Origin of the sequence: Acinetobacter variabilis (assembly GCF_000369625.1) — a bacterium.
In the GTDB taxonomy this organism is placed as follows: domain Bacteria; phylum Pseudomonadota; class Gammaproteobacteria; order Pseudomonadales; family Moraxellaceae; genus Acinetobacter; species Acinetobacter variabilis.
In genome coordinates, this window is sequence record NZ_KB850112.1 from 199764 (window position 1) to 217742 (window position 17979).

The 17979-nt window shown below is 39.4% G+C and carries 13 protein-coding genes and 4 pseudogenes; 2 read left to right on the plus strand and 15 right to left on the minus strand.

Going from position 1 to position 17979, the window contains the following annotated elements:
- Positions 1-69: 69 nt before the first annotated feature.
- The 3 genes from F897_RS03475 to F897_RS03485 are packed head-to-tail and all read right to left on the minus strand — an operon-like array spanning position 70 to position 6252.
- Positions 70-3285, minus strand: coding sequence for a tyrosine-type recombinase/integrase (locus F897_RS03475; protein WP_005233303.1), 3216 nt, complete (start codon positions 3283-3285; stop codon positions 70-72).
- Positions 3269-5581 (minus strand): hypothetical protein, encoded by a 2313-nt coding sequence (locus F897_RS03480; protein ID WP_005233304.1) that lies wholly within the window; start codon positions 5579-5581, stop codon positions 3269-3271. Before F897_RS03480 ends, F897_RS03475 begins: the two co-directional genes overlap by 17 nt.
- The gene (locus F897_RS03485) at positions 5581-6252 is read right to left on the minus strand and encodes a hypothetical protein (protein WP_005233305.1); all 672 of its coding nucleotides are present in this window, start codon (positions 6250-6252) and stop codon (positions 5581-5583) included. The genes F897_RS03480 and F897_RS03485 overlap by 1 nt, the downstream gene beginning before the upstream one ends.
- Positions 6253-6403: 151 nt before the next feature.
- Between F897_RS03485 and F897_RS03490 the strand changes: the two are divergent.
- A pseudogene (locus F897_RS03490) lies at positions 6404-6965 on the plus strand (IS5-like element ISAba27 family transposase); the annotation flags it as partial.
- Positions 6966-7016: 51 nt separating this feature from the next.
- Here F897_RS03490 and F897_RS16945 read toward each other — a convergent pair.
- Positions 7017-8161 (minus strand): IS3 family transposase gene (locus F897_RS16945; protein WP_122959112.1). Its coding sequence is split into 2 segments (ribosomal slippage): positions 7017-7897 and positions 7897-8161, totalling 1146 coding nucleotides; the frame shifts between segments, so codons are not numbered across the junction.
- Between the two features lie 75 nt (positions 8162-8236).
- Here F897_RS16945 and F897_RS03505 point away from each other — a divergent pair.
- Positions 8237-8512: pseudogene (locus tag F897_RS03505) on the plus strand (transposase family protein); the annotation flags it as partial.
- Positions 8513-8634: 122 nt separating this feature from the next.
- Here the strand turns inward: F897_RS03505 and F897_RS18030 are convergent.
- The 11 genes and pseudogenes from F897_RS18030 to F897_RS03555 all read right to left on the minus strand — a co-directional run.
- Positions 8635-8730 (minus strand): annotated as a pseudogene (locus F897_RS18030) (transposase domain-containing protein); the annotation flags it as partial.
- Positions 8731-8762: 32 nt separating this feature from the next.
- Positions 8763-8993 (minus strand): annotated as a pseudogene (locus tag F897_RS18035) (transposase domain-containing protein); the annotation flags it as partial.
- A 268-nt stretch (positions 8994-9261) separates the two neighbouring features.
- Positions 9262-10416: a catalase family protein gene (locus F897_RS03515; RefSeq protein ID WP_005233312.1), complete on the minus strand. Its 1155-nt coding sequence runs from the start codon at positions 10414-10416 to the stop codon at positions 9262-9264.
- A gap of 74 nt (positions 10417-10490) precedes the next feature.
- The gene (locus tag F897_RS03520; RefSeq protein ID WP_005233314.1) at positions 10491-12080 is read right to left on the minus strand and encodes a Dyp-type peroxidase; all 1590 of its coding nucleotides are present in this window, start codon (positions 12078-12080) and stop codon (positions 10491-10493) included.
- 203 nt (positions 12081-12283) lie between these two features.
- Complete coding sequence (locus tag F897_RS03525) at positions 12284-12853, minus strand: hypothetical protein (protein ID WP_004280952.1); 570 nt, start codon at positions 12851-12853, stop codon at positions 12284-12286.
- Positions 12854-13435: 582 nt separating this feature from the next.
- A complete protein-coding gene (gene ssuD / locus F897_RS03530; protein WP_005233317.1) occupies positions 13436-14644 on the minus strand; it encodes an FMNH2-dependent alkanesulfonate monooxygenase in 1209 nt (402 codons plus the stop codon).
- Positions 14645-14925: 281 nt separating this feature from the next.
- Positions 14926-15672 carry an ATP-binding protein gene (locus tag F897_RS03535; protein ID WP_002058176.1) on the minus strand — a complete coding sequence of 249 codons (747 nt, stop codon included), beginning with the start codon at positions 15670-15672 and terminating at the stop codon, positions 14926-14928.
- 10 nt (positions 15673-15682) lie between these two features.
- Positions 15683-16243, minus strand: a complete 561-nt coding sequence (locus F897_RS03540; protein ID WP_005233320.1) for a DUF1376 domain-containing protein — start codon at positions 16241-16243, stop codon at positions 15683-15685.
- Between the two features lie 68 nt (positions 16244-16311).
- Positions 16312-16560, minus strand: a complete 249-nt coding sequence (locus F897_RS03545; RefSeq protein ID WP_001084944.1) for a hypothetical protein — start codon at positions 16558-16560, stop codon at positions 16312-16314.
- Positions 16550-17734 (minus strand): site-specific integrase, encoded by a 1185-nt coding sequence (locus F897_RS03550; protein WP_005233321.1) that lies wholly within the window; start codon positions 17732-17734, stop codon positions 16550-16552. Before F897_RS03550 ends, F897_RS03545 begins: the two co-directional genes overlap by 11 nt.
- A 13-nt stretch (positions 17735-17747) precedes the next feature.
- Positions 17748-17963 (minus strand): hypothetical protein, encoded by a 216-nt coding sequence (locus F897_RS03555; RefSeq protein WP_001054887.1) that lies wholly within the window; start codon positions 17961-17963, stop codon positions 17748-17750.
- Positions 17964-17979 lie beyond the last annotated feature (16 nt).

Consider the following 17979-nt stretch of genomic DNA (forward strand, 5'->3'; position numbering starts at 1 on the left):
TCAGACATCCAATTTTTACTGAAGATATATTAAATTTGGCTTTAGATAAGGAAGCAACGGTTAAATTATTTAACAGCATGTGGTTATTTTTAGACCTTCAGCTTTAAGTTCAAGAGATCGAGGTCTGCCGATACATGCTAGATGTAAGCAAAATTTAAATGCGGCCAGTGCTTTGGCATCTTTTGTCGAGTAAAGCTGGAGACGAACATAATCTTCTTGAGTCGTAGGATGCTCTGTTGTGCTCGATTTAGCCAGCTTCAGTAATAAAGGTTGTTTCTTTTTATCTAGCAATTGTACCAAGTCTTGTCCAAGCAAATGCCAAAATTGATGGGGAAACAGGTCTTTTACCTTGCAATAAAATGATTCCAATTGATCAATTTTATTCCAGCGATAATGAATGCCGGTATGCGAAACTGTAACACGACTTAAAAATGTCTCAAGCACCGCTTTTATTTGATCTGGCTTTTTTTCAAAGATATTTTGAATATTTTCAAAGAAATAGTTCCTTGCTTTGCGCTCTTCAACGGTATCTATCATCGAGGGTTTCAAAGGTTTATCCAGATGATTTGTGTTGTTGAGATCAAATAACCTTGGGTTGTTTTTTTGAGACTTGAGTTGGCCCAGTTGTTTGGCATTTTCATACCAGTAGTTAACCAGTTCGACAGGTAAACTCATTTCTTGTGATACCCGATCTGGTTCATGATGAATTTCCAGTAAATTTAGGCACTTAAAAAACCATGCAAATGAAACTTTGGATTCTTTTGTTCCCGCGAAATATTTAAAAAAATCATGATGCTTTGAGTTAAATGAAACCTCATCTAGAATGTCTTCTACGTTACTTTTTAACCAGTCAGTTTGATCGTTGAGTAACTGCTGACTTAAATGACCAGCATGCTTTTCGAAATTGAATGGAGCAGAATCTTTTACTGTGTTTAAAAATTTGAAAGAAGGTAGGTAGCCCATCATCTTTTTTGCCAGTTGAGTATCGATGTCTGGGTGATATTTCAGTATTTTATGCCCAGCAATCAGGTAGCTTAGATGAATATAACTTTTAAAAGTTTCTGTAGGGTCAATGTGACCCAGTAAATGGGCAATCATAAACCAATGATTTTGACCATGTGTATGACGGAGTAACTCTGTCCGAATGGACTGATATTGTTCTTCAGTATAATCCGTCAGATTCTTGACTAGGGGAGCGTAATCGCAGTTGAGCAGAACGGATAAGTGATTGGCAGCCGTGTGTCGAAATGAGTGAAAAGAATAATCATGAGTTTTAAAAAGCTCGTTCATAATCATTCTAAAAGGTGTTGTCACCGTATGTTTGTTCAGCTTGCTATTTTCATTCCAATTACGGAATAAGTATAAGTTTTGCTGATTGAGTAAACGTTGCTCGACTACATGATTATGAAATAGTTGATATTCATCGGTTTTTAATAAGCAATACACAGGAACTTTGCGTTCAGCACTATCTGTTTTAAGTTGATGTAAGTTTCCTTTCTTTTTTGAGCCGTAGGGCTGAATCCATACTGATAGACAGCTCAAGCCCTCAATATCCCGCACACGTAAGCCTAGAATTTCATTAATACGCATACCGGTACGGTAAGCTAAGATATAGATGATTTTTAATGTCTTATAAGTGTTTTCTTGACTATTAGCACCTGAAAATAAGGTATCTAATTTGTTCATGAAAGCTTGATAAGTCAAAGGGCCAATAATACGGGCTCTAGGCCTATTTTGTATGGCGAGTGATTCTAATTCGAGAGATTCAGCTTCGAAAACTGTTCGTTGAAAGCTATGGAAGCGCTTCAACATCCTGCTGGTTTGACCTCTGGATTTTTTAAATTCAGGTTGGCCTGCTTCATCTGCGAGACGGGTGTTCGTAATAATTTGTGTGTAGATATTTGCCAGATTCGTATTCAGATCATCTTCGCTATCTAGATATTGTAAAGAATGTGTTAGCCAAGGCTCGGCAATCCGGGAGTAATAAGTGTAAATCGAACTATCTGCTAATGGTCTATTCTGCTGAAACGATTTTTGAAATTGGTTAGCGCAAAAATTAAAATTTTCAGCCAGTTGCTGAATCTGTTCTAATTCTGGTTTATAAAGGCTGATGAGCCATAAGGCGACACGTTTACTATACTCATTAAATTTATTAGTATTTTCAATGCAATATTTAATGATTAATGCATCGACGCTTTGATCAGTTTGTGGTGTACGAATCAGTTGTAAAAGGTCTTTGTGAATCTTTATAACATCATCCAAGGCTTGCTGAATGTCATCATTAGAGTAGGATTGACCCACAATAGATGGTGATTTTTCTACATCTGAATCAGTAAGAGTGTCCTGCTGATATTTAAATTTTGGATGAAGAAATCTTTCAAATTCTATTTCTGATAAGCCACAGGTTGCAGTATTTTCTATAAGACATTGTGAGAGAGCAGGATCAATGTCAACTTTCGGGAGTTGCATCCAGTTAAAGTTGGCGTAGTCGCGTAATAATTTATAAGTTTTAAGATTAAATGGTAACTTAATCTTATTAAAAATAAGCTGTAGATAATCTTCTACATTCTGGTTTACTGTACGAATATTTCTGCTATTAAAATGAATTAACCATAAGCGGGTGATTTGATCAGGAATAAAATTACGCGATTTACGAATGGTTTTTTCATCAATAAATAGATCTCCATAAGAGGGAGAGAGCGGTTCTAAAAATATAATGTTCAGATCTTCGATCTTTCTGATTTTTGCCGGATCTTTTAAGTGTTCAAGCAAAGCTTCTAAAGACGCTTTTTGATTTAAGCCGGAATAAAGCATGGCAGAAATAACAATATTTCCAATGATTTCATCATCAGAAAATGTCTTGCTATCTTTTGCTAGAATCCAGTAGTCCCAAAGCTTATCAAGAACTTCATCAACCTGCTGTCCCTTCTCGATCCAGTCCATGGTAAAAACCGGCTGATCACGCTGCATCTCAAATGTCAGATTTGGTAGGGGCAGGGGCTCGCTCCTATTTAGATTGATTTTTTTAATATACGATCGAAAAAATTCATGCGCATATTTTTTCCAGGCCAAGCTTGAAGCTTTACGTTTAATAAACTCATAAATTGCTGGATAGAAGGATTCAAGATGTTCTTTTTGTTCTAGTTCTATTTCTTGGAAATATTGAATTAATTCCTTTTCTACATCCGATCGAGGAGATTTCTCTTTCTCAAGACGAATTTGTTTTCTACGATTTTCTGCATATAGTGGTCGAGCTTGCTTAGTTCGTTTATTGGATGAGGACATCGAGTTCAATACCGGTAATATTAAAATAATCTTTTATTTGTTCAAGAACATGAGCAATGCTTGAATATTGTGAAATAGATAAGCTGGAATAAGGATGCGCAGCTTCTTGCTGCATCGGCTCATGACCGAATAAAGCTAAAATTTCAATTTCGCTAATTTTATGGCTGAGAAACGCACGGGCTGTATGCCGGTGCCAGTTTTCATGTTCCAAACCTAACTCTGGATGAAAGTCTTCTACAGTCGAAGGTCTCAAAGGTTGCCATTGACCATCCTGAAAGATATTTAACAGTGGGAGCTTGCTCTCTAGAATCTGCTGAATATTATTTGAAATTTCTGGCTGAATAGGAGTAATTTGAGTTTTAAAATAATGTAGAAAATCTATGAATTTCAGGAGTTCTTGTACAACAAAATGACACAGTGGAATCAAACGTCCATAGCCTTGACGCCCACCCACCTCTTTATCAGAAACCATCAAAATTTTTCTTTTCAGGTTAAAGCTTTTTAAAAAACCAGGAAACTCAGCGACGGGTCGCGCAGCAGTAAAAAGCAATAAAAAATGCCACATCCAGATATTGTAGTGATTAAAAATTGCTATCCAGTCATCTTCTTTTTGTGAAATTATTCTGAATTTGAGAGTGGCAAAGATATTTTGAATCACATTTGAAGTAGGTGCTTTGCGGCTTCCAAAGTTTTTTTCTGCAGCATATTCAATATTCTGGTATTCATCGGATAGCGACTCACACAGCTCTTTTAAAATTAAGACATATTCAGTCTGTAAAGTCAGGATATTTTGATGACAATAAGAAGTAGAAGAAGACTTATTGGCATCAATACCAGTGAGAAGGTCAGCAAGCTGTTTATTTCCAGTGCGTTGCAAAATAGTCTGATGTAAAAGAGAGCCAATTCTTATTAGTGATAATTTTGGAATATAAAATTTGGCTCTCAGCTGTTTCAAATGTTGCTGAAGGTCCTCTTCCTTAACGGGGTCACCGTCTCGCAGAGATTCAATAAATGAATTCGGGATCGGGATGTCCAGATGAACTGTTTGGTTGAGCAAGCCCTCTGGATAAGCAAAATCCTTATTTTCAAAAATTGAAAATTTACTTCTCAGATAATATTGTCCATTGCTTTGCTTGATCTGTTGGCGAGCATTTAAATTTTTAGCACGTTTACTTTGTAGACGGAGCCACTCCTGGATTTTATTTCCTGTCAGAAATGACAGCATCAGGATCAAGGATGCCTTCTTTTTTTTGATTTCTTTATCCTTGTCTTTAGAGTCTTCTTTAACCTCAACAATGTAATTTTTATATAGTTCAGTAATTAGGGCACTTATGCTTGTGGTATTAGGAAAGAGGCTGCTGTATGGCAGCAAATGTTCTTTCCGTTGAATATGTTTGGCAACCAGAGGCAGCACATAGCTTTGGCCGGATTCTGAATATGCAGCAAGGGGGGTAACGATGGTTGGGTCTACAAGTATTTGACGTGTATCTTGGTCATCTAATTGTTCTTCTATATTAAGAGCTTTAGACTTTTGACCTTTTTTAATTTCTGAACTTTCTACAATCAGCTGATCTTCATCTAAAAAATCATGTTGAAGTTGAGTCTCGATGCTCGCTTTGGCAATTTTGGCCTTATTGTTTAAAATATAAGTAAATGTAATGCGTAGATTATTCAGTAGATTTTTTTCAAAATCATTGGATGGATCTGTATTGAAATTACTTAAATATTGAACAAATTCAGTTAACGAAAGCGTAGGATCTTTAAGATGCTTTTCCCAAAGGATCATGTATTCGCGTGTATTTTGATATTCTTTATCGGGATTCAGAACCCTATTGGCCACACGGAAGCGTTGAAATAAGCGTTTTACAGTATTGAAATGTTCAGTGTAGTCTTCTTTAAAAAGCTCAGGTTTAATGTCTGGAAGGGCAATTAAATAGATTGCTGCTTTTAAGACCAGGATATTCCAGATTAAAGCGTTTTCTTCCGACTCTGCTAATTGTGCAATTGAGTTCACATACCAAGTAACTGGTGTTGCGCTAACAGTATGTTTTCGAGAGGAGACCAATGCAGCTGGTCTAGCAACAACAGAATTGGTTTCTAGATCAAAATCTAATAGATCGAGATTCAGTCCTTCCAGACATTGATCAGTTGGGTGCGAAGTCAGTAAATCAGCAACATATTGAATATGTTCGGTACGTTGGAGCTGCTCATCACCAAAGAGTTTTTCCAATGTCTGTTTTAATGATACCCCTGGAATATCAGCAATATTTTGATGGGTTGGGTTGGATTCTGACATTATGCTTTCCATAGCTGATCTGGCGTGAGAACGAAGTCCGCATTATTTAAAAGCTGTTGTACAACTTCACTAGTTTGTTCTAGTTGATCAAGCACACTTTGTCTTTTTCGGTTTATAACTTTATTGCGATAATTCAGCTGATATCGTGTGTATGAGAGTCGTTTTGCTAGCAGGTCTAAGCTCATAGTACGGTGAGGTTTGAAAGAATTTTCTTTGTTTAACTTGTAAATAGCCTCGGCAGAAATGTATTCATTTATTAAGTTATGTAACCTTTTGGGATTTAATCGATTAAGATCATAATAAGTAGATGATAGAAATTTTAGAAATTCGGAACTAGCCACATTTTTTAATAGTTCGATTTTTTTGTTATCTTTGGGAAGAGAATGGATAATTAGATTAATTTCTTTGGGTGCATTCTGAGTCCAGTATAGGAACCATTGGATATTACTGGCGATGGTATAACCGGATAGATTAGTATCTTTCCAGACGTGAATTTCGGGACGTGGATTCAAGATACCTAGATCTGTTTTTAAAGCTTTGAAAGCCTCTTGATAGCAAAGATAAATTCCAGAAAAATCAGGGTGTATACTGATTTGGATTTTATTAAAATTTTTGCACAACAATTTTTTAGGTGCGCCAAATTTTTCATTGAAATCAAAAGCCGTTTGCATATTTACTTGGTGATTATATAAAAAAATCAAGTAAATATTCGTATATTCGTTAACAGTCAGACAATGGCTAAAAATTCCATATATTGTGCATCTAAATTTCAAAAACCACTAGACCTCTTGCGAAAGTAAAAACCACCTCAATCTAAATTTCATGAGATATCAGAAATTAAATCGTTTTTCAGATTCTGAATTCCAGCGCTTGGTTGGTGTACCTCGACCAGTTTTTAGTGAAATGATCGAAGTTTTAAAAGAAGTAGAATCACTTAAAAAGAAATCTGGGCGTCCTCATACTTTAGCTATAGAGGATCAATTATTATTAACACTCAATTACTTACGGAATTACAGCACTCAATTGGAGTTGGCTGCAAATTACCATATCGCTGAAAGTAATGTGAATCGAACCATTAAAAAGGTTGAAGATGCATTGATGAAATCAAGACGGTTTACTCTGCCAAAACGAAGCATTACCACAGCAGACGAACAGTTTAACTGGGTCATTATTGATGCGACAGAATGTTCAATAGAACGTCCGAAAAAAAAATCAGAGTAAGTTCTACAGTGGTAAAAAGAAGAAACATACGCTAAAAGCACAAGTGATCTATCATCCGAACAGCAAACAAATCATAGGGCTAGATATATCGAATGGCAGTCAGCATGACATTAAATTGGCAAGAAGAACGGTTAAAAAATTCAAACATTGTAAAGAGGTGGTTCCACATGTTTGAACAACTAAAAGCTTATTTATAAGTGATACTCTGCTCTAGTTAAGCTACCTTATTTTGTTGTGGTAGCTGGTCATAGTAAAACTCATCTGGAGTCATTTTGTCCAGACTCGAATGAGGTCGTTTCAAATTATAAAATTCAAAATATGCGTTTAATTGCTTCTTCGCATCCAAAACATTGCTGTAGGCTTTGAGATACACCTCTTCATATTTAACGCTCCGCCATAATCGTTCAACCATCACATTATCTACCCATCGACCTTTACCATCCATACTGATTTGAATGCCATTTGATTTCAATACATCAATAAATGCATCACTGGTAAACTGACTGCCTTGGTCTGTATTAAATATTTCAGGTCGACCATATTTTTCAATAGCTTCATTTAATGTTTCTATGCAAAATGTAACCTCCATACTAATCGATACTCTATGCGCAAGTACCTTGCGGCTATGCCAATCAATCACAGCACATAAATAAACAAAGCCTTTTGCCATAGGGATATACGTTATATCCGTAGACCACACTTGATTACTGCGCTGAATAGCCAATCCTTTGAGCAGATATAGATATTTACGGTGAGCTTGATTAGCCTGGCTTAAATTTGGTTTGCAATATAACGCCTGAATACCCATTTTCTTCATTAAAGTACGTGTATGACGTCGTCCTATATGATGCCCTTGACGATTCAACAAATCACGCATCATACGACTGCCTGCAAAAGGATATTGCATATGTAATTCATCAATACATCGCATCAGCTTCAGATCTGATGAGCTAACAGGTTTTGGGCGATAATAATAACAACCACGAGAGACTTTCAGTAACTTAGCTTGTTTAGATACTGAAATCTGAAGTGAGTGATCGATTAACTTTTGTGGTTGAAGCGGCCCAGTTTCTTCAACACACCTTCTAAAAAATCAATTTCTAATGCCTGCTCACCGATTTTTGCATGTAACTTTTTAAGATCAATGGGAGGTTCTGATGGAGCTTTTGATTGATCGAAAGCTTGTGAGGAAGCTGAGATCAATTGATTTTTCCAGTCAATAATTTGGTTTTGATGAACATCAAACTCAGAACTCAATTCAGCAAGTGTTTTTTCTGCTTTGATCGCAGCAAGTGCTACCTTAGCCTTAAAGTCGTTTGAATGATTTCTTCTTGGTCTACGTGCCATAAAATACTCCATATATTGATGTTTATAACATCATTTGAGGAGCAGAGTATCACTTATAGGAGTTGTTCAAATTTCCGGATCCATCTCTGTAAATATGTTATGACCGATTTAGGGTACTACGGATTAGAGCAAGATGGCTTTAAATTATTGATGCCAATAAAGAAAAAGAAGAATTTACCCTTATTTGATGTTGAGAAAAAGTACAATAAAATGATTGGAAAAATACGAGTTGTGATCGAACATATTAATAGTCAATTGAAAACATTTAGAATATTAAGTGAACGCTATCGAAATAGACGGAAAAGATTCGGTTTACGCATTAACTTAATCGCTGCACTGGTAAATCGGATGAACTTGCAATAACGACTTTCGCAAGAGGTCTACTATATATAGTATTTTTGAGCTTTTTTTAATGGTAATTAAAACCAAACAGGAATCAATTTTTGATAAGTATAGTAAGTGTCCGCTGAATCCCATACCAATTTTTAATTCAATTTAGGTTTCCAGCAGTGTGGCAGTAACTCTTCAATCTGGGTCACTTTATGTGTCGGTAACCTTTTCAGCACATCACTTAAATAGGCAGTAAGCGTCCGCTGAACCCCATGCCTATTTTTTAATTCGATTTAGGTTTCCAGCGGTGTGGCAGTAACTCTTCAATTTGGGTCACTTTGTGTGTCGGCAGCCTTTTCAGCACATCACTTAAATAGGCATACGGATCCAAGCCATTCAGCTTTGCTGACTGGATTAACGTCATGATGTTTGCCGCTCGCTGACCACTGCGCAGCGAACCTGCAAACAGCCAGTTCTTGCGCCCCAACGCCCAGGGACGCATCTGATTTTCAATCGGCTTTGTTGCACAAAGATTTCATAACTATTTGATTTTAAAAGTTTTGATTATTTTTTGATCCAAAATTAAATTTATTTAAATCAGATGCTTACATATTTATGCAACAAAGCCAGTTTAATGGCGTAAAAAGGTAAAAAACCGTTAGCCCAGTCACAGGCTAACGGTTTTTGAATGATTAAAGGCGATGTAGTTTTTTACCCAATGGGTGAAATTTTACCCCAAACAATGCCCCCATAACCGCCCCGCTACTGGTTTTTTGCCAAATTTAAAGGTTATAAAAATCTTTATCAAATGCCTGTTTTAGATTGATTGGCTCGGCACGTTTTTTATGATTTAAACGATGGCGAGTGGTCGAGGCGGTCTGATAGGCACGCAGTCGCGCATGTTGCAAATTACCAATCGGACGGTTGGCTTCAATACAGCGAAACGGGGTAAATGACAAGTGTTCCATAATGTCAAAATTACCGTCATCCGGCACATCTTGGCAAGGGATGGTGAGTTTTGCCACTGTCACAAACGGGGCGTCTTTTTCATCCCATTCTTTGGTCAAGTCATTAATGGGTTGGTCTTTTAAGTTACGGCACAGCTGGATTTGCACATCAAACTCATAATCGTGCTGACGGATTTCTTGTAAAATCAGAGGACGAATCGCCTCGCTGGTGGCATTGACATCGAGATCTCGGCGTTTGATTTTGGCTTGTGACGCTTTGGTCGGGGCGACACGGATTTTCGCCATATAGTCGCCATGACGCACCGCCCCTTGTGAGTAAAAACTGTATAACAAGGTATTTTGCGGTTTGATGGTTTTAAACTTACTAAAAGCCCTAAAAGTCTTGAGGGATTCTTTGGATGGCAGTTTTTTGCCATATTGGGTAATCCAGTCAAAGGCAAATTTGGCTTGCCCTTTCGCGCCTTTGGCAAAATAATCATTTAATTGTAAAAATAGCCGTGAAATATAACTATAGTCTTGGATAGTATTACAAAAGAAAATAGGAAAATTAATCAGATTGTAGTCAAAGTTTGGGCTATCTGGCTCATCTGGCAGTAATTTGTCGCCTTTGACACCAAAGACTTTAATCGCCAACCCTTGAGAAAGCCCCAACTTGTTGTCGGCAGCCACACGAGATGAGCCGTTAGAAAAACGAATCACTGCTTCATGACGAGCGGGTTTGGCATAGATACCTTGGGCATATTCTTTGGGCAGTTTTGGTAAAATCTCAAAGTTGGCTTTTAATGCACAGTAGCCTTTAGCGTGGGCATCTCGGGTGTGATAATTGATTTTGCTAACCGTGTCTGATTTGCCGATATAGTCACGAATATCTGCGGTGATTTGGTCGATGGCTTTTTCATCGTCGCTAGTAAGCTGGTCGATGGCTGGGTCAAACTTGGCATAACGACGACCGAATAATTTATTTAACATGATGATTGTCCTTTGTTATTTTTATCAGGTTAGGTTTACTAAACCCACCTAACCTTTTTTTATTTAGATTTACTCTAATATGAATTTTCGTTAAGCTCACTCATCCATTTGAGTGCCGACAAGCTCGGTACAAAAAGATATTCACCGCCTTGTAGGGTATTAAATTGCAAAATATTGGTATGACGCTTACGAATTGGCTCATCGGGTACGGTGAACACATCGCTATCAGCGTCACTACCTGCGTGTACGCCTAGCATTGGGTCACGTTCTTCCCCAAGGTTCATAAAGTTGCCGTCATTAATCCATTGGCTTTGCAAAAACTCAAGCGTGTCCATGGCATGGGCGTTGATACCGATAAAAAATAACCCCCGCTCTTGACCATCGTCTTGGGTCACGTTGGGCGGCACGATATCGCCATACGATACACTACGGCGGATGATACGGTGAAGACGCACATCGCTTAGAATAAAATCTTTGGTATTGCGGGGGTTCATACGGCGAGCATGGGCACCAAACGGGCAGCCTTTGCCATAGGGATCGTCCGTGTAGTCAAATTTATTGTTTGCTACATTGTCTTTGCCGAGGGCTTCATCATCATGGTCTGGGCTTAGGGTGATGGGGGCACCCGAACGCCAGCGACCAAACATTTTTGCCCCCAATTTATCGGCTTTAGCTGGGTCATTGTCGCTTTGTTCAAGGCAATAGCGGTGAAAGTCAGCGACATTACTGCGGTATTTTCGCAGTACCATAAACGAACCGTTTTTTCCCAATACTTCAGGCTGTGGCATGGGAGGTACCACGCCCGCTTCACCTTTATAACCTAACACAAATTCACCCGCCGCAATCGGACGTTCGGTGTTATTTTCAAGGCTGATACCACTGCCATCAACTTCTGGGTTACTGATGCCATCGCGATAACCAAACACGTTTTTGACGTCACCATCTACGCCAAAATCATGTTCCACTAAGATTTCGATCGCGTTACGGCTGGTATCTAGATAAGGGGCAAACGTCTGTTTAAGTTCGGCAAGTTTGGCTTGCCATTTTTCTTGGCTATTGGCAATCACCGCGCCGCAAATATGAATATCGCCTTTATCACCAAATGGCGCAAGCCAGTTGCTAGGGTCATTATCGCCTTTGTCACCCAAGATATCGGAGCGGCCTGCCATACCTGCTTTGAAATTTTCTGGGAAAGAATCAAGCGAGCTTTGCGGTAAGCCTAAAGCTTTTAGCCCCTTATACGTCATCACAATGGTCAAATTGGCATCCATATCTTTTTGGAAATTTTTTGAGCCTGTGACGTTTGGTAATACCGCTTTTAGTAATTCACGACCCGCGTTGCTGTCATTGACTTTTAGCGCGACAAGCGTGCCGTAGTAAGGCGCAGGGCGGTCATGCAAAATAATAGCTTGAATATCCTCAAGCTCCATCGTGGCGATATTGGGATAGATAGCGTTCGTTGCCCGTGTCATGACGCTGTGCAGCTGCGTGCCGATTTTTTGTTTCGCTTCGTGTACCCGTTCTTTGACACTGCCTTTTTCAGCGGGTGTATCGCTGTGTTCAAGTTTGTCTTTAACGGCCTCTATACCATGCTCGATACCATCTTGTAGATGGGTTTTTAATTTGCCAAGTAGGCTTTCATTCGCTGGGTTGTCGTTATTCATGGTCGTTCCTAGCAGAGAATCTTAAAAATTTGATGCTGAAAGCTTGTTCACCATACACCACGCTAAATATCGCTTGCTTATGGTAAAATCACTGAACAAATCGCTTTTGTATCGAAATTTTAACCTAAAGCTTGCCCGTTCAGAGTACGGTTAGAATAGTACGCTGATAAACGTGATATGGTGAATACAGGTTCTAAGCGGGCTTATTGGGCTTGTTCAATGGCTTTATTAATGCCACGCACGATTTTGTCATTACGCGCAATATCACGAACCGTCAGATGCGGTACACCTACATACCAACCGGTAGCGGTAATCTGATGGTCAAGGATAAATTGCTTGACAGTCGGGCTTTTAATCCCAGGCCAACCCTCTACATTGCCAAAAATCAAATCCATGAGTTCTGGAATTTTGGTAGCAAAGTCGTTGATGTAAGCATCCCAATCGCCATCATAGGCGGTACAAAACAGTAGCTTAGTATCATTGTCTAAAAACACCAACCGCAAATCATGCAAGGTGCCTACATTGGTCGCCCCTGCAAGATTGCCTTTGGTAATTTCCAAAATTCGCTTGATACGAGCTGCCCCATCTTTGGTCAAGGGGGCGATGGCGGTGAGTTCAGACACTTTGCCTGATTTTAAGCCCTTTTCACCGGCACTGGTGACAGAATGGTCATAGCCATCATTAGCGCCCTCTTTTAGATTTGCCATGAGCATTTGGGCTTTTAATGCCACATCGTCTAATAAAGAAAGTTTTTCATTGTTTTCAGTTGTCATATTTATTGCCCTTATAGTTAGTTGATCATTAATTGAAGTGCATGATTTAAATTTATTTATCCCATTGTTTTATGATTTAAAATTTAAATCTTTTTTATTATATAAGCCGCAAAAAGCAAAAGCGTTAAAATAACTTTTATCACCCATAAAATTACACAACTAAGCTATTGATTAAAAAATGACATACTAGAGACCGTAAAACTAACAGTGTTGGCTTAAAAAATATTCATTACTATCAATAGGTTATTCACATCCCGAATATAACCTAGCTATAGAGAAGTCATTTTTCCTGTGTTGCATTTGCTAAAAAAGTTGGGATATTGACACCTTGATGATTAACTTTAGCAAAGTAGCTTGCTGGTCTAATCTCACCGTATAACTGGCTACCACTTTTTAAAACAAAGTCTATCAGTTAAAAGGTTTATCAGTTAAAAGATGTTTATCATGGCTAGGGTGGATTCCACACACCCTGTCGGATGATAGGTGTCTAATGATAGGTATAGACGAAGCGAAAAACGTGCTTTAATTAGCACGTTTTATCACAAGCATTGAAGACGCCTTTAATATGTCTTTAAGATGAATTTAAGAGGCGATGGCGTGTTTAGGTGCAGCAGTGGTAGGTGTTTTTGGGGTTGCAGTGTCACGGGTTTGTTGCGGTGGTGCATAGTTATTAGCGACAATCTCACCAAACGGTCCTGTCAAATTTGGCTTGACCAAGGTGTTTTGGGTGTCTTTCGGTAATAATGGGAAAACCAATTCAGCAAACCGATACGCCTCTTCTAAGTGTGGATAGCCTGAAAAAATAAAGTTATCAATGCCCAAATCGGCATACTCTTGAATACGCGCGGCAACAGTTTGTGGGTCGCCCACCAGTGCGGTGCCTGCGCCACCACGTACCAGTCCAATCCCTGCCCATAAGTTGGGCGAAATTTCTAAGTTATCACGGCGACCGCCATGCAAGGCTGCCATACGTTGTTGTCCCACCGAGTCCATTTGGGCAAATTTGGCTTGGGCAGCGGCAATGGTGTCGTCATTCACATGACTCAATAATTCATCAGCGGCTTGCCAAGCGGCTTCATTGGTTTCACGCACAATCACGTGCAGACGAATACCATAGCTTAATGTACGACCTTTGGCAGCGGCTTTGGTTTTAAGCTGCTCAATCTTCTCTTTGACGGCGGCAGGCGGCTCACCCCACGTCAAATAACTGTCAACTTGTTCGGCAGCCAGTGTTTGCGCCGCCTCAGATGAACCGCCAAACCACAAGGGCGGATATGGCTGTTGTAGAGGGGGGTACAGCAATTTAGCATCTTCTACTTGCAAGCGTTCACCGTTAAAAGTAAAGGATTCGCCTGTGTGCGAGCGAGTCAAAATCTCTCGCCAAATCGTGGTGTATTCACTGGCTGTCTGATAACGCGTCGCGTGGTCTTCAAAGATGCCATCGCCTTTAAGCTCTTGTTCATCGCCGCCTGTGACCAGATTAAGCAGCAATCGACCATTTGATAATCGATCAAAGGTGCCTGTCATGCGAGCAGCAAGCGCGGGTGTCGTCACCCCAGGGCGTAATGCCGCCAAAAACTTTAAGCGAGTGGTCGCATCAATGAGACTAGCGGCGACCAACCAAGGGTCTTCACATGAGCGACCTGTCGGAATCAACACGCCCTCATAGCCAAGGTTATCGGCTGCCACTGCAATTTGCTTCATATAGGTATGGTCAACGGTTCTTGCCCCTTTACTCGTGCCTAAATAACGACTGTCGCCATGTGTCGGTATAAACCAAAAAATTTTCATCGTAACCCCTGCTTGTAAGCTCAAAAATTGATTAAGATAACTCGCCTTCGGTCGTCTTTGCGTAAGTCCTATTAATAAGTACGCTATTCGGTAGTAATTATTTTGATACCGGTAATTCATTAATGAACTTTATGATTTTCAACATAAAATGATAGGATTTCCTCTCTTTTTCTAGAATTTTTCTGTCTATATTTTAGAGAATAAAGTTGAGATTTTTAGAAATTAATTATAAAAAATGCCAATTATATCAATAAGATAATTGGCGGTAGTAAAGACTTCTTTTATCCGGTGATGCGTCTATCATCCCAATAACACGGTACTACAATCAAATTGTTTTCATGTAATCGTGACCATAATCGGACACCTAAATCTCGCTGCATATTTTGGACTGTGAAGTTGGAAATCAGCAGAGTAGATTTCATGTTGTCATAACGGCTATATAAGACCTTATGCACCATCTCCAGGCGTTTTTCATGCCGGTCATGCAGGCCATATTCATCAATCACCAATAAATCAAAACTGGAGAAATGGTCGATGACTTCTTTCTCAGAGCGTGAAGCATCTGACCAGGTATCCATCATTTTTTGAGCAATTTCTGCGCTGGTATAGTAGCGTGCAGATTTTGTACTGTTATGCAGAATGTTGCGAATGATTGACGCACTCAGATGAGTCTTTCCTGTACCCGGTGTACCAATGAGCAGTAGGTTTGGATAATGGTCAGAAATAATCTGCTGTGCAAAAGCCTGACATAGTTTGATGGCATTGTCTTGTGCAGGACATGCAACTACATAATTCTTGAAGCCACGATCCAGGTAGCGTTTATTGAGCCCTGAGTTTTTGATTTTCTGTTGTAGCAATCGCTGTTGCAACTCATCTGCATAGGCTGCATGTGAGTGATGGACGGTTTCTTTGGCACACAATTTACATAGCTTGTGACCAGCGATTTCCATCAGGGGTATATGATGGGTAGGGCAAAGTGTTTCCGTTGTTTCTGTGCGAAACTGGAGCGTTTTAAGCATGGTATTCATGATCACTCTCCTAAATCCATTTGGAATTTTCTAAAAAATCCTCATTTTTTTCTTCAAAATTTGAAGATGAAGATGAAGATGAAGATGAAGATGAAGATGAAGATGAAGATGAAGATGAAGGGCATGGTTCAAGCATGACTTGAGTAATACTCGGGTTCTTCTCAGGAGCTGCTTGAGCATTTACTTTTCGTTGCTTGGCTGATGCTTGAGCATTACTTGCGGATTTCCCCCAACGTACTTGAGCTGCATTTTTAGCTTTATCAGATTTCATTTGCTGATTTTGCAATGCTTGGCTTTTTAAACTGCTTAAGAAATTTGAATGAATCTGCTCAGACTCGACTTCAAACAATTCTAGGGCCATCAGCGTATTTAACAAAGTTTTAGCCTTGGTGTGCTGCGGTAATTTCGTGATGCTACAAACAGTCGCTAGGTCGTGAGGAATGGCACCATTTTTCCAGAAATCCATCATTAACAGCAGTGCCGCACCAATTTGTTCTGCCGTCATTCGTGCAAATTTTGCCTGTAGGTCGCCAATATAGAGTGGCATCCAAATTGAAATATCTTTATGCATGTGTTCACCTTTTTATAGGTATAGAGGGGCTAAGGTCATCGATTTGATGACCTTTTATGATTGTTTTATTAGTGAGCTAGGCTCATTAACCGGAAACGGGCCTGTTGAGCCAAGTCATCGTAATGAGCTTGCCCTTCATCCAGCATTCGCTGTAGCCAGAGTCTTAATGCTTGGTGATCATCGAAGCATTTATTGATTTCCAGCAAAAAGGCCAGATTGTGCAGTTTGGGAATGTGTAGCTCATGGATTAATTCACGAGCGACCATATCTGCTTCTGGGCTAACGACTACGCCGCCAAAAAAAGCTTTACTGTTCATGGACAAGCTTCTCTGTATTCAGTCTCTCCAGCATGGCTTCAAAAGCACTACCATCGCGGCGCGTAACATTAGGGATGTAACGGCTATAGACCCGGAATAGCATTTCAGTCGTTGAATGTCCCAGCTGGCGTGCAATCCATTCTGGGTTCTCGCCTGCCGACAGCCAGAGCGTAGCTGCAGTATGACGTGTTTGATAAGCACGACGAGGTTTTAGCCCTAAATAGCGTAGCAGGGGATGCCAGACACGCTTATTGACCAGGCGATAATCAAGCGGCCCACCATCGCGATTACAAAATACAAATTCTGATTTTCCAGAATTTAAGCTTTTTTGTTGCAGAAAGGCCTGATAAACCCGATCACTCATCTGGATCGTGCGGTCAGAACCATAAGTTTTGGTTCCACCAAGCTCCCCATTCACCAATGCTTCACGAATGTGGATTTCCCGACGTTGTAAGTCCACATTTTTCCATTGCAAGCCATCGATCTCACTGGTGCGCATACCTGTGAAAAATCGAACAGTATAATAAGGCTTAAAATCATCACGAACTGTGGCAAGGATTGCGTGTACTTCCTTTAATGAAAAAGGTGTTACTTTAATCTTTCCTTGCTTTAAGTTCTTGATATTTTTATAAGGGCTATCAAATTCATATCGTTCGGCAGCACTATCGAGTATCATACGAAGCACTATCATAATCTGGTTGATTCTTGATGGTGAAAGGCATTCTTGGTTTTTTCCGTGAGTCACTTTGGCGAGGGATGAACGGAATCCAAGAATGTCTGACTTTTTAATATTAATAACAGGAATTGCGCCAAAAAAAGGGATCAAGTACTTTTTGATTACAATTTGAATTTTCTCCTTATAACTTGTACGCCACTCTATTTCTTTATCAGTGAACCAGATTTCACAGAACTTTGAAAATAGAGGTGTTTTAGAGCTGATTTCATTTACTCTGTTTTCTGCATTTTTGATTTCTTTCAAACGAGAACTTTTTGGAAAGTACTTAGCATAGTCAAAAATACCCAATAAGATTTCCGCTTCCATTCGCTCAATCACTTTTTCAAGCTTTTTGCGATTCGGAGCATTGTCTTCAAGAGCTGTTGTTTCACGACAACGGATGTTTAAGTATCGAAAATCGACACATAACTTACCGTATCTAGTACGGATGGCAGCCATAATAATATCCTCCTTATTGAAGTTGTAGGCTGTGTAGCGAGCCTAAAGTGGTTTTAGTCATATCTTCTTCAATACGCTCCCATACATATAAAATTTTGCGTCCACCAAAAGGGCGGATGTAATGAATACCTTCGATTAGAACGCTATCCTTTAACTGATTACGAATGGTACGTTCGTTATAATGGATTCGTTCTGCCAATTCTTTTGTAGTAATATAAGTAAGATTCATGTTTGTATCCTTTTAT